Annotated in this window: 17 protein-coding genes; 10 read left to right on the forward strand and 7 right to left on the reverse strand. The window is 71.2% G+C overall.

What is annotated here, in order from left to right:
- Positions 1-16: 16 nt before the first annotated feature.
- The 4 genes from TN53_RS16010 to fabF all read left to right on the forward strand — a co-directional run bounded on the left by TN53_RS16010 (position 17) and on the right by fabF (position 3618).
- Positions 17-931, forward strand: a complete 915-nt coding sequence (locus TN53_RS16010) for an ACP S-malonyltransferase (protein ID WP_046259153.1) — start codon at positions 17-19, stop codon at positions 929-931.
- Between the two features lie 17 nt (positions 932-948).
- The gene (locus TN53_RS16015; RefSeq protein WP_046259154.1) at positions 949-1944 is read left to right on the forward strand and encodes a ketoacyl-ACP synthase III; all 996 of its coding nucleotides are present in this window, start codon (positions 949-951) and stop codon (positions 1942-1944) included.
- 76 nt (positions 1945-2020) lie between these two features.
- Positions 2021-2269 carry an acyl carrier protein gene (locus TN53_RS16020; protein ID WP_019067091.1) on the forward strand — a complete coding sequence of 83 codons (249 nt, stop codon included), beginning with the start codon at positions 2021-2023 and terminating at the stop codon, positions 2267-2269.
- A gap of 77 nt (positions 2270-2346) precedes the next feature.
- Complete coding sequence (fabF, locus tag TN53_RS16025) at positions 2347-3618, forward strand: beta-ketoacyl-ACP synthase II (protein WP_046259155.1); 1272 nt, start codon at positions 2347-2349, stop codon at positions 3616-3618.
- Positions 3619-3792: 174 nt separating this feature from the next.
- Here the strand turns inward: fabF and TN53_RS16030 are convergent, their stop codons facing one another.
- Positions 3793-4287 (reverse strand): DUF3145 domain-containing protein, encoded by a 495-nt coding sequence (locus TN53_RS16030; protein ID WP_046259211.1) that lies wholly within the window; start codon positions 4285-4287, stop codon positions 3793-3795.
- 270 nt (positions 4288-4557) lie between these two features.
- On the opposite strand from TN53_RS16030, the gene TN53_RS16035 reads away from it, so the two are divergent.
- Complete coding sequence (locus TN53_RS16035; RefSeq protein ID WP_046259212.1) at positions 4558-5460, forward strand: SGNH/GDSL hydrolase family protein; 903 nt, start codon at positions 4558-4560, stop codon at positions 5458-5460.
- Between the two features lie 15 nt (positions 5461-5475).
- The gene (locus TN53_RS16040; RefSeq protein ID WP_046259156.1) at positions 5476-6447 is read left to right on the forward strand and encodes an aldose epimerase family protein; all 972 of its coding nucleotides are present in this window, start codon (positions 5476-5478) and stop codon (positions 6445-6447) included.
- A gap of 89 nt (positions 6448-6536) precedes the next feature.
- On the opposite strand, the gene TN53_RS16045 is transcribed toward TN53_RS16040, so the two are convergent.
- Complete coding sequence (locus TN53_RS16045; RefSeq protein ID WP_046259157.1) at positions 6537-9005, reverse strand: glycoside hydrolase family 3 protein; 2469 nt, start codon at positions 9003-9005, stop codon at positions 6537-6539.
- Positions 9006-9107: 102 nt separating this feature from the next.
- Here TN53_RS16045 and TN53_RS16050 point away from each other — a divergent pair, with 102 nt between their 5' ends.
- The gene (locus TN53_RS16050; protein ID WP_046259213.1) at positions 9108-9716 is read left to right on the forward strand and encodes a TetR/AcrR family transcriptional regulator; all 609 of its coding nucleotides are present in this window, start codon (positions 9108-9110) and stop codon (positions 9714-9716) included.
- On the opposite strand, the gene TN53_RS16055 is transcribed toward TN53_RS16050, so the two are convergent.
- Both TN53_RS16055 and TN53_RS16060 read right to left on the reverse strand, forming a co-directional pair.
- Complete coding sequence (locus TN53_RS16055; RefSeq protein WP_046259158.1) at positions 9661-10089, reverse strand: RidA family protein; 429 nt, start codon at positions 10087-10089, stop codon at positions 9661-9663. The genes TN53_RS16050 and TN53_RS16055 overlap by 56 nt on opposite strands.
- Positions 10090-10110: 21 nt before the next feature.
- Complete coding sequence (locus TN53_RS16060) at positions 10111-10941, reverse strand: NAD(P)-dependent oxidoreductase (protein WP_046259159.1); 831 nt, start codon at positions 10939-10941, stop codon at positions 10111-10113.
- Between the two features lie 49 nt (positions 10942-10990).
- Between TN53_RS16060 and TN53_RS16065 the strand changes: the two genes are divergently transcribed.
- Together TN53_RS16065 and TN53_RS16070 are read left to right on the forward strand one after the other, a co-directional pair.
- Positions 10991-11935 carry a LysR family transcriptional regulator gene (locus TN53_RS16065; RefSeq protein ID WP_046259160.1) on the forward strand — a complete coding sequence of 315 codons (945 nt, stop codon included), beginning with the start codon at positions 10991-10993 and terminating at the stop codon, positions 11933-11935.
- A gap of 225 nt (positions 11936-12160) precedes the next feature.
- Positions 12161-13363, forward strand: coding sequence for a pyroglutamyl peptidase (locus tag TN53_RS16070; RefSeq protein WP_046259161.1), 1203 nt, complete (start codon positions 12161-12163; stop codon positions 13361-13363).
- Here TN53_RS16070 and TN53_RS16075 read toward each other — a convergent pair.
- The 3 genes from TN53_RS16075 to TN53_RS16085 all read right to left on the reverse strand — a co-directional run bounded on the left by TN53_RS16075 (position 13335) and on the right by TN53_RS16085 (position 15639).
- Complete coding sequence (locus TN53_RS16075) at positions 13335-13949, reverse strand: LysE family translocator (RefSeq protein ID WP_046259162.1); 615 nt, start codon at positions 13947-13949, stop codon at positions 13335-13337. The two genes, TN53_RS16070 and TN53_RS16075, sit on opposite strands and share 29 nt — an antisense overlap.
- Positions 13946-14752, reverse strand: coding sequence for an EI24 domain-containing protein (locus TN53_RS16080; RefSeq protein ID WP_046259163.1), 807 nt, complete (start codon positions 14750-14752; stop codon positions 13946-13948). The genes TN53_RS16075 and TN53_RS16080 overlap by 4 nt, the downstream gene beginning before the upstream one ends.
- Positions 14753-14820: 68 nt before the next feature.
- Positions 14821-15639, reverse strand: a complete 819-nt coding sequence (locus TN53_RS16085) for a hypothetical protein (protein WP_234441606.1) — start codon at positions 15637-15639, stop codon at positions 14821-14823.
- Between the two features lie 245 nt (positions 15640-15884).
- Between TN53_RS16085 and TN53_RS16090 the strand changes: the two genes are divergently transcribed.
- Entirely contained in the window at positions 15885-18428 is a 2544-nt protein-coding gene (locus tag TN53_RS16090; protein WP_046259165.1) for a M14 family zinc carboxypeptidase, read from the forward strand.
- Positions 18429-18436 lie beyond the last annotated feature (8 nt).

Genomic DNA, 18436 nt, shown 5'->3' on the forward strand with positions numbered 1-18436 from the left:
AAGAGAGAGTGTGAGAGTGCTCGTACTCGTCGCTCCCGGCCAGGGCGCCCAGACGCCCGGCTTCCTGACCCCCTGGCTCGAACTCCCCGGTGCCGCCGACCGCGTCGCCGCGTGGTCGGACGCCATCGGCCTGGACCTCGCCCACTACGGCACCCAGGCCGACGCGGACGAGATCCGTGACACCTCGGTGGCCCAGCCGCTGCTGGTCGCCGCCGGAATCCTGTCCGCCTCGGCACTCGGTGCCGTGACCCCGGGCGCCGTCGCGGGCCACAGCGTCGGTGAGATCACCGCCGCCTCCTTCGCCGGTGTCCTCGACGACACCGCCGCTCTGACCCTCGTGCGCAAGCGCGGTCTGGCCATGGCCGAGGCCGCCGCGATCACCGAGACCGGGATGTCGGCGCTGCTCGGCGGCGACCCCGAGGTGAGCGTCGCGCACCTGGAGAAGCTGGGTCTGACTCCGGCGAACGTGAACGGCGCCGGCCAGATCGTGGCCGCCGGCACCATGGAGCAGCTCGCCGCGCTGAACGAGGACAAGCCCGAGGGCGTCCGCAAGGTCGTCCCGCTGAAGGTGGCCGGCGCCTTCCACACGCACCACATGAGCCCCGCGGTCGACGCGCTGGCGAAGGCCGCCGACGCTCTCACGCCCGCCGACCCGAAGCTCCCCTACGTCTCGAACAAGGACGGGCGGACGGTCGCCACCGGTGCCGAGGTCCTGGCGCGTCTGGTCGGCCAGGTCGCCAACCCGGTCCGCTGGGACCTGTGCATGGAGACCTTCAAGGAGCTCGGTGTCACGGCCCTGATCGAGGTGTGCCCCGGCGGCACCCTCACCGGTCTCGCCAAGCGCGCGCTGCCCGGCGTGAAGACGCTGGCGCTCAAGTCCCCCGACGACCTCGACGCCGCTCGCGAGCTCATCGCCGAGCAGAGCGCCTGAAAAGGAGCCCGAGAGCAATGTCGAAGATCAAGCCCAGCAAGGGTGCCCCGTACGCGCGCATCCTCGGTGTCGGTGGCTACCGCCCGACGAGGGTCGTGCCGAACGAGGTGATCCTCGAGACGATCGACTCGTCCGACGAGTGGATCCGCTCACGCTCCGGCATCGAGACCCGGCACTGGGCGAGCGACGAGGAGACCGTCGCCGCGATGTCGGTCGAGGCGTCCGGCAAGGCGATCGCCGACGCCGGGATCTCCGCCGAGCAGATCGGTGGCGTGATCGTCTCGACCGTCTCGCACTTCAAGCAGACCCCGGCCGTCGCCACCGAGATCGCTCACAAGCTCGGCACGGACAAGGCAGCAGCCTTCGACATCTCGGCCGGCTGCGCGGGCTTCGGCTACGGTCTGACCCTCGCCAAGGGCATGATCGTCGAGGGCTCGGCGGAGTACGTCCTCGTCATCGGCGTCGAGCGGCTGTCCGACCTGACCGACCTGGAGGACCGGGCCACGGCCTTCCTGTTCGGTGACGGTGCCGGCGCGGTCGTCGTGGGCCCCTCCCAGGAGCCGGCCATCGGCCCGACCGTGTGGGGCTCCGAGGGCGACAAGTCCGACACGATCAAGCAGACCGTGGCGTGGACCGAGTACGACAGCACGGGCAAGTTCCCCGCCATCACACAGGAGGGCCAGGCGGTGTTCCGCTGGGCCGTCTTCGAGATGGCGAAGGTCGCCAAGGAGGCGCTGGACGTCGCCGGCATCACCGCGGACGAACTGGACGTCTTCATTCCGCACCAGGCCAACGAGCGGATCATCGACTCGATGGTGAAGACACTCAAGCTGCCGGAGTCCGTCACGGTCGCGCGTGACGTACGCACCACCGGCAACACCTCGGCCGCCTCGATCCCGCTCGCGATGGAGCGGCTCCTGGCGACCGGCGAGGCGAAGAGCGGCGACACCGCGCTCGTCATCGGCTTCGGGGCGGGTCTCGTCTACGCCGCGACTGTCGTTACCCTCCCCTAGGCACTCCGTGCCGGATCAGCAACGGTCCGGTCCGGAACGTACCAACCCTCTGGACAACAACGAAGGAGCGCCTCTCATGGCCGCCACTCAGGAAGAGATCGTCGCCGGTCTCGCCGACATCGTCAACGAGATCGCCGGCATCCCGGTCGAGGACGTCCAGCTGGACAAGTCCTTCACCGACGACCTGGACGTCGACTCGCTGTCCATGGTCGAGGTCGTCGTCGCCGCCGAAGAGCGCTTCGACGTCAAGATCCCGGACGAGGACGTCAAGAACCTCAAGACGGTCGGCGACGCCACCGACTACATCCTGAAGAACCAGGGCTGATCCCCGGATCAGTCCATTGCCCCGCCACCCGGCGGTGGCGCCGCTGAATCCTCGTAATCGTTGGAGAAAGATTTCCCGTGAGCCCGACCAATCGCACCGTGGTCGTCACCGGTATCGGCGCAACCACACCGCTGGGTGGCGACGCAGCCTCTACCTGGGAGGGTCTGGTCGCCGGCAAGTCCGGTGTGAAGCCCCTTGAGCAGGAGTGGGCGGCCGACCAGGCCGTCCGTATCGCGGCGCCCGTCGCCGTGGAGCCGACCGAGGTCATCCCGCGGCCGCAGGCCCGGCGCCTGGACCGGTCGGCGCAGTTCGCGCTGGTCGCCGCCCAGGAGGCGTGGGCCGACGCGGGCTTCACCGGTAAGGCCGGTGAGGACACTGCCGTCGACGCCGACCGCCTCGGTGCGGTCATCGCCTCCGGCATCGGTGGCGTCACGACGCTGCTCGACCAGTACGACGTGCTGAAGGAGAAGGGCGTCCGCCGCGTCTCCCCGCACACCGTCCCCATGCTCATGCCGAACGGCCCGTCCGCCAACGTGGGTCTCCTCGTGGGCGCCCGCGCCGGTGTGCACACCCCGGTCTCCGCGTGCGCCTCGGGCGCCGAGGCCATCGGCTACGCCATCGAGATGATCCGCACCGGCCGCGCCGACGTCGTCATCGCCGGTGGCACGGAGGCGGCGATCCACCCGCTGCCGATCGCCGCGTTCGGCAACATGATGGCGATGTCCAAGAACAACGACGACCCGCAGGGCGCCTCGCGTCCCTACGACACCGCGCGCGACGGCTTCGTCCTCGGCGAGGGCGCCGGCGTGATCGTCCTGGAGTCCGCGGAGCACGCCGCCCGCCGCGGTGCGCGCGTGTACGCCGAGGCGGTCGGGCAGGGCATCTCCGCCGACGGCCACGACATCGTGCAGCCCGAGCCGGAGGGTCGTGGTATCGCCCAGGCCCTGCAGAACCTGCTCGCCAACTCCGACCTGAACCCGGCGGAGATCGTGCACGTCAACGCGCACGCCACCTCGACGCCGGCCGGTGACGTGGCCGAGCTCAAGGCGCTGCGCAAGGTGTTCGGCGACGAGGCCGACCACTTCGCGGTGTCCGCCACGAAGTCCATGACGGGTCACCTGCTGGGTGGCGCCGGTGGTGTGGAGTCCGTGGCGACGATCCTCGCCCTGTACAACCGTCTCGCCCCGCCGACCATCAACGTCGAGAACCTCGACCCGCAGGCGGAGGCCAACGCCGACATCGTCCGCGGTGAGGCGCGCAAGCTGCCCGTCGAGGGCCGTATCGCCGCGCTGAACGACTCGTTCGGTTTTGGTGGCCACAACGTGGTACTGGCGTTCCGTACGGTGTGACGACGCCGTTCAGCTGAAGAGTGGCCCGGTCTCCATGGGGAGGCCGGGCCACTCGCCGTTTCACGTCCGTTGTCGGCCTGCTGCCGGCCGGTGGGGGCTTGTCGCGCCCCGCGGCGGAGCCGCATATCGATACAGCCCCGCGCCCCTGGCGGTGTTGGCCTTGAGGGCGTCTTTTCAGACCACTTGGTGCAGCCAGCGCACGGGGGCGCCTTCTCCCGCGTATCTGAAGGGCTCCAACTCGTCGTCCCACGGCTTGCCCAGGAGCTTGGCGATCTCCGACTCCAGGTTGGTCTCGCCGGCCAGTGAGCGGCTCAGGGCTGCTCTCAGGCGGTCCTCGGGGATCAGGATGTCGCCGTGGATGCCCGTCACCGCGTGGTAGATACCGAGGTCGGGGGTGCAGCTGTAGCGCTCGCCCTCGGCGGTGGGACAGGGCTCGGCCGTCACCTCGAAGCGCAACAGGTGCCAGCCGCGCAGGGCCGACGCCAGCTTCGACGCGGTGCCCACCTCGCCCTTCCAGGAGAACTCCGAGCGCCAGGTGCCAGGGGCCGCCGGCTGCCGGATCCAGTCGAGGTTGACGCGTGTGCCGAGCACCCCGGCGACGGCCCACTCGACGTGTGGGCACAGCGCGCGCGGCGCGGAGTGCACGTACAGAACTCCACGTGTCGTCACCGGGACCTCCGGGCAGAGCGGGACCATTGTGCGAATGGGCGGAACGGTGGTGGCGGCAGCCACGTTGATGGCGAGGCTACCGTGCGGCGGCGCAAGGAGTGTGACGTACCGTCGGTCCCGGTGCCGTGAAACGCCCGCCATTCACCCGGCAGGACGCTAGGACGGGGGTGAGCCGTTGCGCGGCGAAGGGTCGGGAACTCCCGTGCGTTGTTATGGAGGGGGACGAAGTTCGCAGGGGATTGCATGTCGACCGAGGGGATCACCAAAGGGATGCGGAAGCGAAGCCACCGCTCGCGTGCCGTTCTCGCCGTCGTGACGGCGGCCGTCCTGGGCGCCGCCGGCTGTGACGCCGTCGGCGGCAACGAGTCGGCGCCGTCCGGCACCGAGGCGCAGAGAGCCAAGCCCTCCCCCAGTCCGACGACGCCCGCCTGGGACTCCAGCCCGTCCTCCCTCGCCGCCGTGGGCGACTCCATCACCCGCGGCTTCGACGCCTGTTCGCTTCTCCAGGACTGCCCGGAGGCTTCCTGGGCGACCGGCAGCCGCGCCGAGGTCGACAGTCTCGCCGTACGGCTGCTGGGGTCGGCGAAGGCGGCCTCCAACAGCTGGAACTACGCGGTCAGCGGGGCGCGGATGACCGATCTGGCCGGGCAGATGGCGCAGGCCGCGGCGAAGAGGCCCGGGCTGGTGACGGTGATGGCGGGGGCCAACGACGCGTGCCGGGACTCCACCTCGGCGATGACGTCCGTGGCCGACTTCCGGGCACAGTTCGAGGACGCGATGAGCACCCTGCGCGACGCGGCGCCGAAGGCGCAGGTGTACGTGGCGAGCGTGCCGAATCTGAAGCGGCTGTGGTCCGAGGGGCGCACCAACCCGATGGGCAGGCAGGTGTGGAAGCTCGGGATATGCCCGTCGATGCTGGGCGACGCGGATGCCGTGGACACGGCGGCGACCGAGCGGCGCGACACCGTGCAGGACCGGGTGGAGGCGTACAACAAGGTCCTGGAGGAGGTCTGCGCCAAGGACGAGCGGTGCCGTTTCGACGGGGGCGCGGTGTACGAGTTCCGGTTCGGCACGGACCAGCTGAGCCATCTCGACTGGTTCCACCCGAGTGTGAACGGGCAGGCCAGACTGGCCGAGATCGCCTACCGGGAGGTCACGGCGGAGAAGGCGTGACCTAGAGTTTTGAACATGAACGAACTCTTCGGCACACTTTCCGACGGCACTCCGGTCCACCGCTGGACGCTGGAGCGGGCCGGTGTGCGGGTCAGGGTGCTGTCGTACGGCGGGATCGTGCAGTCCGCCGAGGTCCCGGACCGGGACGGAAGCGCCGGGAACGTGGTGCTGGGGTTCGCGGACCTGGACGGCTATCTCACGCACACCGGGCCCTACTTCGGTGCGCTGATCGGCCGGTACGCGAACCGGATCGCCGGCGGCCGCTTCCCGCTGGACGGGGTGACGTACGCGCTGGCGCCCAACAACGCGCCGAACTGTCTGCACGGCGGCGAGCGCGGCTTCGACAAGCGGGTGTGGGACGTGGCGCCCGTCGAGCACGGGATCCGGCTCTCCCGGGTCAGTCCGCACGGCGAGGAGGGCTTCCCGGGCCGGCTGGAGCTCTCGGCGACGTACACGCTGGACGCGGACGGTGCGCTGCGGATCGCGTACGAGGCGGTGACGGACGCGCCGACGGTTCTCGCCCTGACGAACCACAGCTACTTCAACCTGGCCGGTTCCGGGGACGCGGTCGGCCATGAACTGCGGATCGCCGCCTCCCGGTTCACGCCGGTCGACGCGGACCGGATCCCGACCGGGGTGCTTCAGGACGTGACCGGCGGGCGCTTCGACTTCCGGGAGAGCCGGAAGGTGGGCTCGGGGTACGACCACAACTTCGTGCTCGACAAGGGTGTGACGCGGGAGCCGGCCGAGGTCGCCGAGTTGCACGACCCCTCCACCGGGCGGGTGCTGACGGTGTCCACCACCGAGCCGGGCCTGCAGCTGTACACCGCGGACCACCTGGAGGAGCCCTTCGTGCCCTGCGAGGGTGTCGCGCTGGAGACCCAGCACTTCCCGGACTCCCCGAACCGGCCGGAGTTCCCGAGCACGGTGCTGCGGCCGGGCGAGGTGTTCCGGTCGGAGACGGTGTACGCGTTCTCCACGCGCTGAGAGCCCGCTGGGGGTTTCGGAAAGGCACAAGCCCCGGCCCGGGTGTCAGGTCCCGGACCGGGGCTGCTCGTGGGGAGACTTTTCCCGGATCAGACGTTAATCGTGGCGGTGAGGCGACGGTCCGTGATCGAGCGGCTGACCTGGATCTCGTACGAACCCTTCACAAACGACCACGAGCCCTCCGCACCCTCTCCCCCGGTCCATGTCTCGAAGGCGCGGCGCGGGATCTCGACGGTGACCTCGGTGCTCTCGCCGGGCGCGGCCTCGACGCCGGCGAAGCCGGCCAGCAGGCGCTCGGGGCGGTCGGGGCCGGGAGCGTCGGCGGGGGCCAGGTAGACCTGGACGACCTCGCGGCCGGTGCGTTCGCCGGAGTTGCGGAGGCGGACGCGGACCGTGGTGCCCTCGACCTGGACGGACTCATAGGTCCAGTCGGTGTAGCCGAGGCCGTGGCCGAAGGGGTACGAGGGGGTGCGACCCTCCTTCGTCCAGGCGCGGTAACCGATGAAGACGTCCTCGGTGTACGGAAGTTCGCCGTCGGCGGGGATCACCCGGGTGACCGGGGCGGCGTCCAGGGAGCCCCAGGTGGTGGGCAGGCGGCCGCCGGGCTCGTGGGCGCCGGTGAGGACGTCGGCGAGGGCGGCACCGCCCTCCTGGCCGGGGAACCAGCTCAGCAGTACGGCGGCGACGTCGTCGCGCCAGGGCAGTTCGACCGGGGAGCCGGAGTTGACGACGACCACGGTGTTCGGGTTTGCGGCGGCGACGGCGCGGACGAGGTCGTCCTGGCGGCCGGGCAGTTCGAGGTCCCCCCGGTCGAAGCCCTCGGACTCGACGCGGTCGGTGGTGGCGACCACGACGACGGCGGTGTCGGCGTTCCGGGCGGCCTCGACGGCCTCGGCGATCAGCTCGTCGGCGTCGCGCCGCGGCTCCTGGTGGGCGAGCGCGAAGGCGATGACCATGAAGGGGATGCCCTCGGGCAGCTGGAAGACATGGGTGAGGGAGACCTCGACCGGTTCGCCCGCGGTCAGTTCGACCTCGCCGTGGGGCACCGGGGAGCCGAAGAAGGCCTCGAAGGGGTCGCTGGTGTCGGCGGGGAGCTGGAGGTCGTCGTAGTACGTCGTGCCGTCCACGGTGAGGGTGAAGGCGCCGACGCCCTTGATGCCGAAGGTGTGGGTGCCGCTGTCGCGCGGGGTGAAGGCGCCGGTCAGTTCGATGGTGTGGAGGGTGTCGTGGGTGACGCCCTCGGGGAGGTCGTTGCCCATCCACTGGATCTGGCCGTTGGGGGCGTTGCCGGTGCCGATGACGTGGCCGTCGATGTCGCGGCAGACGGCGCGCAGGGTGAACCCCTTGTCGGCGACCGCGAGTTCGGTGTTGGGGTCGGCGCCGACGGCGTAGGTGAGGGCGTCCTCGGGGAGGGCGGCGGTGAGGCCGTCGAGCGGGGAGACGATCCGGGGCGGGAAGACGGTGGCGGAGCCGCCGCCGAGGACGCGGGCGTCGCGGGCGGCGGCGCCGATCAACGCCACGGTGCCCTGCTTCAGCGGCAGGGCGCTGTTCCCGTCGCGTACCTCGTTGCGGACCAGGACGAAGGCGCGGCGGGCGATCTCGCGGGCCAGGGCCTCGCCGTCGATGGTGTCGGGGAGTTCGGTGACGACCGGCTCGGCGCTCTCCAGGATGCCCACGCGGGCGGCGAGCCGGAGCACGTTCCGCACGGCCTCGTCGACCTTGGCCTCCTCGACCTCGCCGTCCCTCACCGCCTGGGCGAGGGCCTCGCCGTACACGGTCCGGGGGCCCGGCATGGCGACGTCGAGGCCGCCCTCGATGGCGCCCTTCGTGGAGCGGGCGGCCATCCAGTCGGAGACGTTGTAGCCGTCGAAGCCCCACTCGCCGCGCGCGATCTCGTTCACGAGGTGGTGGTGTTCGGTCATCGTCACGCCGTTGACCTGGTTGTACGCGGTCATGATGCCCCACGGGCGGGCGTTTTCGACGATGAGCTCGAAGGGCCGCAGGTAGAGCTCGCGCAGGGCGCGCTCGGAGACGACGTTGTTGACCGTGAAGCGGTCGGTCTCGGCGTCGTTGGCGACGAAGTGCTTGACAGTGGTGCCGACTCCGCCGGACTGGACGCCGTTCACATAGCCCGCGCCGATGAGTCCCGTGAGGTACGGGTCCTCGCTGTAGGCCTCGAAGTGGCGGCCGCCGAGCGGGGAGCGGTGCAGATTGACGGTGGGGGCGAGCAGGACGTGGACGCCCTTGCGGCGGGCCTCCTGGGCGAGCAGGGCACCGGCGCGGCGGGCGAGTTCAGGGTCCCAGGTGGCGCCGAGCGCGGTCGGGGACGGCAGCGCGATCGAGGGGTCGTCGGCGGTCCATCGCACGCCTCGGACACCGATCGGCCCGTCGGACATGACGAGGGACTCGAGGCCGATCTCGGGCAGGGCGGGCAGCGTCCACATGTCCTGGCCGGCCAGCAGCCGGGCCTTCGCGTCCAGGTCGAGCTTGCCGAGGGCCGCCTCGACGGCGGCCTCGCGCGTCTGGTCCGCCGGGGTGGTGGAGTAAGTGCCCGCCATTGGGTCCTCCTGGTTTCGGGTCCGTGCCGTTCCCTCATCGTGCACCCGTTACCTGTAAGACGGTAGGTTTCGTTATGTGGCCGTAATATTTGGCATATGGTCATGCCGTACGGTGACCCCATGAACGCCAGGGTCAGGAGTGAGGAACGGCGCGCGGAGATCGTCCGGGCGGCCCTGGAGGTGATCGCCGAGCGCGGCTACCGCGGGGCGAGCCTCGCCGCCGTCGCGGAGCGCGTCGGACTCACCCAGCAGGGGCTGCTGCACCACTTCCCCACGAAGGAAGCGCTGTTGGTCGCCGTGCTCAAGGAGCGGGACCAGTGGGACGCGGTGCCGGACACCCAGTGGCGGATCGACCTGCTCGCCTCGCTCGTCGAGTACAACGCGATGCGGCCCGGCATCATCCAGACCTTCTCGGCACTGCTCGGCGAGAGCGTGACGGACGGGCATCCGGCGCGCGCGTACTTCACCGAGCGCTATGCGCAGGTGCGCGAGAGCATGGCGGCGGTGCTGCGTGCCGAGTACGGGGACCGGCTGCCGAACGGGCTGACGCCCGAGCGCACGGCGCCGTTGCTGGTGGCGGTCATGGACGGGCTCCAGTACCAGTGGCTCCTCGACCCCGAGTCGGTGGACATGCCGGGGGCGTTCCGGGACTTCCTCAGGCTGCTGGGCGAGAACCCTGAGAATCCCGAGAACCCTGAGAACCCGGCCTGACCGCGGCGACCACCTCCACCTCGATCTGGGCCTGCGGCCGGAACAGCTTCGACACCTCGAAGGTCATGCTGGTGGGCGGGGTCCCGGTGAGGAACTCCCTTCGTACGGCGCCGTATTCCTGGAGCCTGTCGATGTCGGTGAGGTAGGTGCGGATGTTGACGACGTCCGCGAGGGTGCCGCCGTGGGCCTTCAGCAGGGCGTCGATCGTCTCGAAGACGCCTCGGCTCTGCTCGGCCAGGGTCTCCCCCTCGGCGATCTGTCCGGAGACGAACAACAGGGCGCTGCCGTCGGCCTGTTCGACTCGGGCGACCTGGGAGTAGTAGGGGCTCAGGGGCTGGGGGGCGGAGGCGGGGCTGTCGATGGTGACCTTCATGCGGCTCCCTTGTCTGCGGGTTCAGGCGGTGCGGATGCGGGCCGCGGCCCGGGAGATGTCCTCGCCGGGTTCGGCGACCCGGCGGTAGTGCTCCGACGCGGCCTCGATGACGGGCAGTCGTGCCGTCTTCGTGGCCAGGTCGAGGTCCTTCACCGCGAGCGTGGCGTCGAAGTGCACGCCCTCGGCGTGGGCGCGGACGACGACTCCGGCGAGAGGACCGTTCGCGAGGGCGGTGCGGGCCGTGTCGCCCTCCAGGCCGAGGGTGTCGGCGAGCCGCAGGGCTTCGGCGACGACCGCGATCCCGCTGATGACGGCCGAGTTGAGGACGAGCTTGAGAGCGGCGCCGGAGCCGAGGGCACCCGTGCGGGTGACGGTGCCGAGGTGGGCGAGGAGGTGCTCGACGCCGGTCGTGTCACCGCCGGCGAGGATACCGAGGGCGCCCGAAGCCGCCTTGTGGTGCTGCCCTCCCCCACTCTCGGCTTCGCTCGAGCGGGGGGACCCCCAGGGGGCGTCGACGAGGGGGACGCCTTCGGGCAGTCGGGCTGCGAGTCGGTGTACGGCGTCCGGGCCGACGGTCGACATCTCGATCCAGTGGCCGCCCGGCCGCAGGGCTTCCGCGGCGGCCCCTGCCACCGCCTCCAGCGCGTCCGGGCCGGCGAGCATGGTGATGACGACGTCCGCGTCCCGGACGGCGCCGGCCGGGGAGGCGGCGAGTCCGGCGCCCGCGGCGACGAGCGGTCCGGCCTTCCCGGCGGTGCGGTTCCAGACGGTCAACGGGTGGCCCGCGGCGAGGAGTCGGCGGGCCATGGGGGCGCCCATGTGTCCCAGGCCGAGGAATGCGATGTGCTCCATGGCGCCGACGCTATGTCCACCCCCGCGATGCGACAAGCGAATGTCTAGCATGGGCCCCATGCCGTCTCCGCATGAGTCGCTCGATCTCTCCACCGTCTGGCTGCGCGCCTTCCTGGAGGTCGCCCGCCGGGGTTCCTTCACGGTCGCCGCGCGGACCCTCGGCTGGACCCAGTCCGCGGTGTCCCGGCAGATCTCCTCGCTGGAGTCGGCGCTGGGCGGGGCCCCGCTCTTCGACCGGCTGCCGCGGGGCGTACGGCTCACCGAGGCGGGCCGAGTCCTGGTGCCGCACGCGGAGGCCGTCGTCGAGGCGCTGCACGGGGCCGGGCGGGAGCTGGCGGCGTTGCGCGAAGTGGCGGGCGGACGACTGCGGTTCGGGGCGTTCGCCACGGCCGACGCGGCGCTGGTGCCGCGTGCGCTCGGCGCCTTCCGCGACCGCCATCCGCGCGTCCGGGTCTCCCGCGAGGAGGGGTTCACCCCCGGGCTCCTGGACCGGCTCGCCGCCGGGCATCTGGACCTGGCGGTGGTGTCCACGACAGGCGGCGCGCCGCTGGAGCCGTATGCCCTGCACCACCTCCTCGACGAGTCCCTGTACGTCGCCGTCCCGGCCGCACATCCGCTGGCGGACGGCGGTCCGGTCCGCCTCGGCCGACTCGCCGACGCCGACTGGATCTCCGGCAGCGCCCGCCCGGAGGGCACACTGCTGGACGCGGCCCTGCGCCAGGGCTTTCGGCCGCGCGTCGCACACGTCGTCGCCGAGTGGACCGCAAAGCAGGGCTACGTCGCCGCGGGCCTCGGCGTGACGCTGGTCCCGGCGCTGGCGGCGGAGTCGGTACGGCCGGACGTCGCCCTGCTGCCGGTCCTGGACGAAGGGGCGCCGGCGCGGGCGGTGTACGCGGCGACGGCACGGGGGCGCTCCGCGGTGCCTGCGGTGAGGGCGTTCGTGGGGGCGTTGCGGGAGGCGGCGGGGAGGATCGCTGTGTCGGTGGCGCAGTGACGAAAGCGCGCGTCGGTGGGGGCTGGTCGCGCCCACGCGGCGGTAGCCGCAAATTGATACAGCCCCACGCCCCTTTCGGGGCGCAAGGAGCCCTTCCTGAATCACACACCATGGCGTAGACCACTTCCGTCACGCGATACTTCGGCCCACTCCCCCACACCAGACGGAGGCTGAACTCCCGTGGTTGCTCTACGTGTTCGGACAGTCGTCCTCGGATTCGCCCTGATGACCGGGCTCACGGTCACCCCCCACCCGGCGCAGGCCGCCGCCGCTCCCACCGCCACCGTCGAAGAACAGCGGCTCGACAAGGCCGTGCCGCAGGAGATACTGCGGCGCTCCGGATTCGACTCCGTGGCACCGGAGTTCGCGCGGGAGCTCGGCTCGGCGCGCACCTATGCGCAGGCCCGCCGGATCGTCGTACGCGAAGGATCCGCGCTGTGGAGGCGGGCCGTCGACCGGGTGCAGGGGCGGGGGCCGGCCGGGGGTGATCTGAGCCGGGACGATGATCGGCCGTTGTACTGGGCGCGGTTGGGGATGACGCGGGAGGTGCGGGCCTGGGAGCCGGGGTTCGGGCTGGGCGACAGGCAACGGGCCGTGCTGCTGGGCGAGTTGGAGCGGACCTCGCGGGGGCAGACCGCCATCCGGTATCCGTCCGGGAAGGGGATCAAGCGGATCCTCGTCACCGGGTTCGATCCGTTCACGCTGGACCGGGACATCCGGATCTCCAATCCGTCCGGGGCGACCGCGCTCGCGCTCGACGGCACGGTGATCGAGACGGCGAAGGGGCCGGCGCGGGTGGAGACGGCCGTGTTCCCGGTGCGCTGGCAGGACTTCGCGGAGGGCACGGTGGAGCGGACGTTGCGGCCGTATCTGAAGAGGGTCGACCTCTTCACCACGGTCAGCCAGGGGCGGGTCGGGCGGTTCGACATCGAGCGGACCAACGGGGCCTGGCGGGGCGGTTTCCCGGACAACGAGAACGTCTCCCGGACGGAGACCGTCCCCGTGACCGATCCGGCCTCGCAGCCGCAGTGGACGACTACGACCCTGCCGTACAAGGCGATCGTGGCGGCGAGCACCGGGCGCTTCCCCGTGTACGACAACACGAGCGTGACCGAGATCCCGGTGGGAGGGACGGAACCCGTCGTACGGGCCGACGGGCCGACGCAGGGTTCGACGGCCCGGGCCGGGGGCGGCGGGGACTACCTGTCGAACGAGATCGCCTACCGGGCCACGCTGTTGCGCGACCGGTCGGGGCTGCACGACGAGCTGCCCGGCGGCCATGTGCACACGCCCGTGCTGCAGTTCGCCACCGGCAACACCACCGAGGTCACCGACCCCGAGTTCGTGCGGAACCGGCTGGACATCATCGCCCAGGTGCGGTCGATCGTGACCGTGGCGGTCAGTGAGACGGGGCGAACGCGAGGCTGACGCCGAGGCCGGCGAGGACCGAGCCGATCACCTTGTTGAGGATCTTCTGGCCGCGGAGCATCAGGGTGCGCATGCGGTCGTGCGAGAAGAAGACCGCGACGACGCCGAACCACAGCAGATGGGCCAGTGACATGAACAGGCCGTAGCCCACCTGCTGGTAGACCGGGGTGCCGGGGCTGACGACCTGGGCGAAGGTCGAGACGACGAAGAGGGTCGTCTTCGGGTTGAGGACGTTGGTGAGGAAGCCGGAGCGCAGGGCCTTGAGCGGGGTCAGGTCCGACGTGGTCTCCAGGTCGAGCTGGACCTCGCCACGGGTGCGGAAGGTGCGGACGCCGATGTAGACGAGGTAGGCCGCGCCGACCAGCTTGATCACCGTGAACAGGAAGGTGGAGGAGGCGATCAGCAGGCCCACGCCGAGCATCGTGTAGGTGACGTGCACCAGGACGCCGGCGGCGACGCCGGTCGCGGCGAACAGGCCGGTGCGGCGGCCGTGGAGGTAGCTGTTGCGGATGACCATGGCGAAGTCGGCGCCGGGGGCGATGACGGCCAGGACGGTGATGACGGCGACGGCGAGTATCTCGGTCAAGAGGTGATCCCCTCTGTGTCGTCGTCGGTGTCGTCGGTGTCGTCGGCGTCCTCGCGGGTCTCTTCCCCGAGCAGTTCGCGGGCCATCAGAGTGGCGCCCGCGACCGCGCCCGGCATCAGGAACACCGCGACGAACGGAACCAGGAAGGCCACGCCGAGGGGGGTGCCGAAGCCCCAGATCAGGGTCTTGCGGGAGCGGAACAGCGCGAGCCGGTCGCGGAGTTCGACGCCGCGGCGCTGGAGGGCCACGGCGGCGAGTTCCTCGGTGAGGAAGAACCCGGTGACGAAGAAGCCGATCACCGGGACCACGGTCTGGCCGACGAAGGGGATGAAGCCGAGGGCGAAGAGCAGGACCGCCCAGAGCAGGGCACGGACCACGATCCGCAGGCTGTCGCGGCCCGAGATCCACAGCTCGCGCCACAGGGGGAGGCCGGACTCGGGGGCGGTGCCGTCCGGGGACACATCGCGGTCGACCGTCTCCGAGAGGCTCTCGTAGAAGGGCTGGCCTATCAGGAGCGTGACCGCGGTGAAGGTCAGGACCGCGAGAAGGAGGGCGAGGGCCCACAGCACGACGGTGAGGAAACCGCGGAAGAGACCGAGCCAGGGGCTGGACCAGTCGTCGGCGAAGGGGGTGGCCCAGCCGATGAAGTCCTCGCCCCAGACCGCGAGCGAGACGAGCGCCGCCGCGTAGAGAACGAGGGTGATCAGGCCCGGTATCAGCCCGAAGCCGTACTGCTTGCCGTGCCGGGCCACCCATCGCTGGCCCTTCAGCAGATAGGTGAAGCCCACCCCAAGATCGCGCATGGGGGAACTCTATCGGGCGCCGGGGACAGGGTTCCCGGCCGTGGACGCCGTTGCTCGTGGGGCGTGGGTCACCCAGGCGCCACCGCCACCACCACCCCCCGCTCATCCGCCGGACTCACCGCTGCCTGCACCCGTACCGCCGCCGCCCGGGCCACCCGGCCCGCACGCGACGCCCCGGCCAGCAGCACCGGCTGGAGCTGCTCAAGGCCCGTCACGAGCAGCTCCTCCCCGGCGATCAGCACCGGACGGGCCGCCTTCGTGGTCGCCGCCGCCGCTTCCGTGAGGTCGGCGAGGGGCTGGAGGGAGGCGCGGACCACGCCCGCGCCCGCGGCGGCCGCACGTTCCGCCAGGGCGAGCTGGAGCGGCATCAGCGGGGCCAGCGCCGCCGTCAACGCGTCGGCGATACGGCGGAGTTCGGGGGAGGAGTCGCGGAGGATCTCCGCCGCCGTACGGATCACCGGGGTCAACGCGAGCAGGGTGCCCGCCGCCAGTCCGGCCGCCGCGGGCAGCAGCGGGGACATCGCCTCCACCAGGTCGCCCAGCGCGGTCGCGAACTCCTCCACCGCCGGCTCCACCGCGTCCAGCACCGGCAGCAGGCTGTCGCCCAGCGCCGTCAGCAGGGCCTGGGCCGGTTCGCTGACCGGGTGGACGGCCAGCGGAGCGCCGCTCGTGCCGAGCCGGGTCAGCGTGTCCACGATCCGGTAGAAGGCCTCCTGCGCCTGCGGCGACGCGCTCGCCTCCGCCAGCCCCGCCGTCGTCTCGCGCAGGACCCGCAGTACCTCCTGCCCCGAACCGTCCCTGGGGTCGAAGGTGTTGATCGCGATCTTCGTGATGTTCCCGGCCGTGTCGAGGAGTTGGCCGGTGATGTCGCTGGTGCTGCGCGCCATGCGCAGTACGTCTTCCCTGCTGGGAAGGGGAGGGATCGGTGCCATGAGGAGCTCGCCGCCTTCCTGGTGGGTCCGCCTGCCAAGCCGCCGTCGCCGGGTGTCCCGAGCTCAGCATGCCCCGTCCGGACCCCTCGGGATGCGCCATCCGGGGCATCCGTGACACGAACTCCCTCTTGTTCCGGTTGAGTCGAACAGGTACATGTCGCCGTACCGATCTCAGGAAGCTCCCGGAGGAGGTACGACGCGTGCGCACCACGAGAACCGCACCCGCGAGACCCGTACTGATCGCCGCCCTCGCCCTCACCACGGCAGGCTCACTGCTGCTCACCCCGCATACGGCCGGCGCGGAACCCGCGCCGCCCGTCACCCGGGACGAGGCACCGCTCGACCAGCGGGCCGCACAGGCCCCCGCGAGCGCCGCCAGGAGAGCCCTCGCCGACGAACAGACGGCCGGTGGCGCGATCCGCGGCTACCCCCGCGAGCAGATCCTCTCCGCCGACCCGGAGAACCCCGCCGACAAGTCCATCAAGCTCGGCCTCACCCCGTACCACGCGATCGCCCCGAAGCTGAACGCCGTCCAGACCCTCGGCGACCGCGTCAGCGTCGAGGTCGCCGGACGGTCGGCCGGCGGACACCGGCTCTACCTCGTGACCGTCACCGCACCCGAGACGGTCCGCCAGGCCCGCGCCCAGGAACGGATGCGCGACCTCATCGAGAACTCCCCGGCCCAGGCCGCCAAGTCGCCCGAGATCAAGGCCGGTTACAAGGCGCCCGTCTTCTTCAACAACAACATCCACGGCAACGAGTGGGAGGGCACCGACGCCTCCCTGAAGCTCATCGAGCAGCTCGCCACCGCCACGGACACCAGGACCCGGGACCTGCTCGCCCACTCCCGGCTCTACTTCAACATCACCGCCAACCCGGACGGCCGTATCGCCGGCACCCGCGCCAACGCCAACGGCTTCGACATGAACCGGGACTTCGTCACCGCCTCGCAGCCCGAGGTGCGGGCGATGCGGCAGATCGAGATCGACAAGCAGCCCGCCGTCATGCTCGACCTGCACGGCTACGTCAACGGCACCCTCATCGAGCCCACCACTCCCCCGCACGGCGAGAACTACGAGTACGACCTCTTCCTGAAGAACACCTACGCCAACGCCCTCGGCATGGAGACCGCCGTCAACGGCCTCGGCTACACGCCCGCGAAGGACGGGGTGCAGCCCGCGCAGATCCCCTTCCGGGACCAGGAGGAGGGCTGGGACGACTGGCCGCCGATCTTCACCCCGCAGTACGCGGCGTTCCACGGCACGGTCGCCGCGCACACGGTCGAGATCCCGTTGCAGGTGAACAACGCGGCCTACGACAACCTGCCGGTGGCGGAGCTGCGGCGCCGGTCGGCCGTCAACGTGGACGTCGCCGGTGCCGCCATCCGCGCCACGCTCGACTTCGTCCGGGCCAACCGCACCGCGCTGGTGAACGACCAGATCGAGGTCTTCCGCCGCGGAGCGACGGGCGCCGCGCAGATCCCCGTCTCCTTGGAGACGGTCCCCGGGGTCCCCGGCATCGGCCCCGAGGACGTCTACACGACCGTCTTCCCGCGCGCCTACGTCCTGCCCGGCGGCCCGAAGGCCACCGCCACCGCCCGCCTGGTCGACCACCTCCTCGCCAACGACGTCCGCGTCACCCGCGCGAGCCACGCCTTCCGGCTCGGCGGAAAGGCGTATGCGAAGGGCTCGTACGTCGTCGACATGCACCAGCCCAAGCGGGGTCTCGCCAATGTGCTGCTCGCCGACGGACGGGACATCAGCGACAAGGTGTCGGTGATGTACGACATCTCGGGCTGGAGCCTGGGCCGGCTGTGGGGCGCCACGGTGGAGCCGGTGCCGGCCGGAACCCTCAAGGGCCTGCCGCTGCGGTCGATCGGCGAGGCCACGGCCGTCGGGCACGTCGCCCCGCGCGGCGCCCTGCGGCTGCGCCTGGACGACCCGCAGGCGATCTCCGCCGTCAACTCCCTTCTCCAGCAAGGCATTCCGGTACGGCGGACAGCCGACGGCACCAGCGCGATCGTCCCGGCGTCGGCGCGGCAGAAGGCGGCCGAACTGGCCCGGACGTACGACGTGGCCTTCGACGCGACCACCCTCACCGGCACCCAGGCACTGCGCCGCACCCGGGTCGCCGCCGCCGTGACCCCCGGCGAGCTCTTCGCGCTGCGCGAGATGAACTTCGAGGTCACCCCGGTCTCGACGGCCGTCGCCAACGCGGGCTTCGACTGGTCGTCGGCGGACGTCCTGTTCGTGTCCACGGGGCTGGAGTACGGCGCTCTCACGACGTCCGCCCGCACGGCCCTGGACGCCTTCCTCGACGCCGGTCACGGTCTCGTCGGGCGCGGGGTCATCGGAGCCGGACTCGCCACCGCCACCGGCCTGCTGGCCGCGAAGCCGGTCGAGGGCAACGGGGACGCCAACGGTGTGGTGCGGGTGGTGAACTCGGGGCCGGTGACCGCCGGCGCTCCCGGACACGGTTTCGTGTACGCGCCCGTCTGGTTCACGGACCTCGGCCCGCAGGTCCGCGTGGAGCAGTCGTACGCCACCGGAAACCCCCTTGTCTCCGGGCACTGGCGCCCGTCGGCGGACGGCAGCGGCGGACCCCTGGCCGCAGCCGGACAGCCCTCGGTCGTCAGCGGTCCGCAGTCGGTCCTCTTCGGCACCGAACCCCTCTTCCGGGATCATCCGAAGGGGGAATTCCCGCAGGTCGCAGGGGCGTTGTTCAGCATGGCCAGCGCCGGCTAGCGGTGTAG

It is taken from the genome of Streptomyces sp. WM6386, from assembly GCF_000972385.1.
GTDB lineage: Bacteria > Actinomycetota > Actinomycetes > Streptomycetales > Streptomycetaceae > Streptomyces.

Bases quoted from the DNA above. Each gene is read 5' to 3' on its own strand.
- TN53_RS16085 (WP_234441606.1), bottom strand. From the start codon at position 15,639: ATGGCGCGCAGCACCAGCGACATCACCGGCCAACTCCTCGACACGGCC.
- TN53_RS16045 (WP_046259157.1), bottom strand. From the start codon at position 9,005: ATGGCGGGCACTTACTCCACCACCCCGGCGGACCAGACGCGCGAGGCC.
- TN53_RS16020 (WP_019067091.1), top strand. From the start codon at position 2,021: ATGGCCGCCACTCAGGAAGAGATCGTCGCCGGTCTCGCCGACATCGTC.
- TN53_RS16040 (WP_046259156.1), top strand. From the start codon at position 5,476: ATGAACGAACTCTTCGGCACACTTTCCGACGGCACTCCGGTCCACCGC.
- TN53_RS16035 (WP_046259212.1), top strand. From the start codon at position 4,558: ATGCGGAAGCGAAGCCACCGCTCGCGTGCCGTTCTCGCCGTCGTGACG.
- TN53_RS16080 (WP_046259163.1), bottom strand. From the start codon at position 14,752: ATGCGCGATCTTGGGGTGGGCTTCACCTATCTGCTGAAGGGCCAGCGA.
- TN53_RS16060 (WP_046259159.1), bottom strand. From the start codon at position 10,941: ATGGAGCACATCGCATTCCTCGGCCTGGGACACATGGGCGCCCCCATG.
- TN53_RS16065 (WP_046259160.1), top strand. From the start codon at position 10,991: ATGGGCCCCATGCCGTCTCCGCATGAGTCGCTCGATCTCTCCACCGTC.
- TN53_RS16050 (WP_046259213.1), top strand. From the start codon at position 9,108: ATGCCGTACGGTGACCCCATGAACGCCAGGGTCAGGAGTGAGGAACGG.
- TN53_RS16055 (WP_046259158.1), bottom strand. From the start codon at position 10,089: ATGAAGGTCACCATCGACAGCCCCGCCTCCGCCCCCCAGCCCCTGAGC.
- TN53_RS16015 (WP_046259154.1), top strand. From the start codon at position 949: ATGTCGAAGATCAAGCCCAGCAAGGGTGCCCCGTACGCGCGCATCCTC.
- TN53_RS16070 (WP_046259161.1), top strand. From the start codon at position 12,161: ATGACCGGGCTCACGGTCACCCCCCACCCGGCGCAGGCCGCCGCCGCT.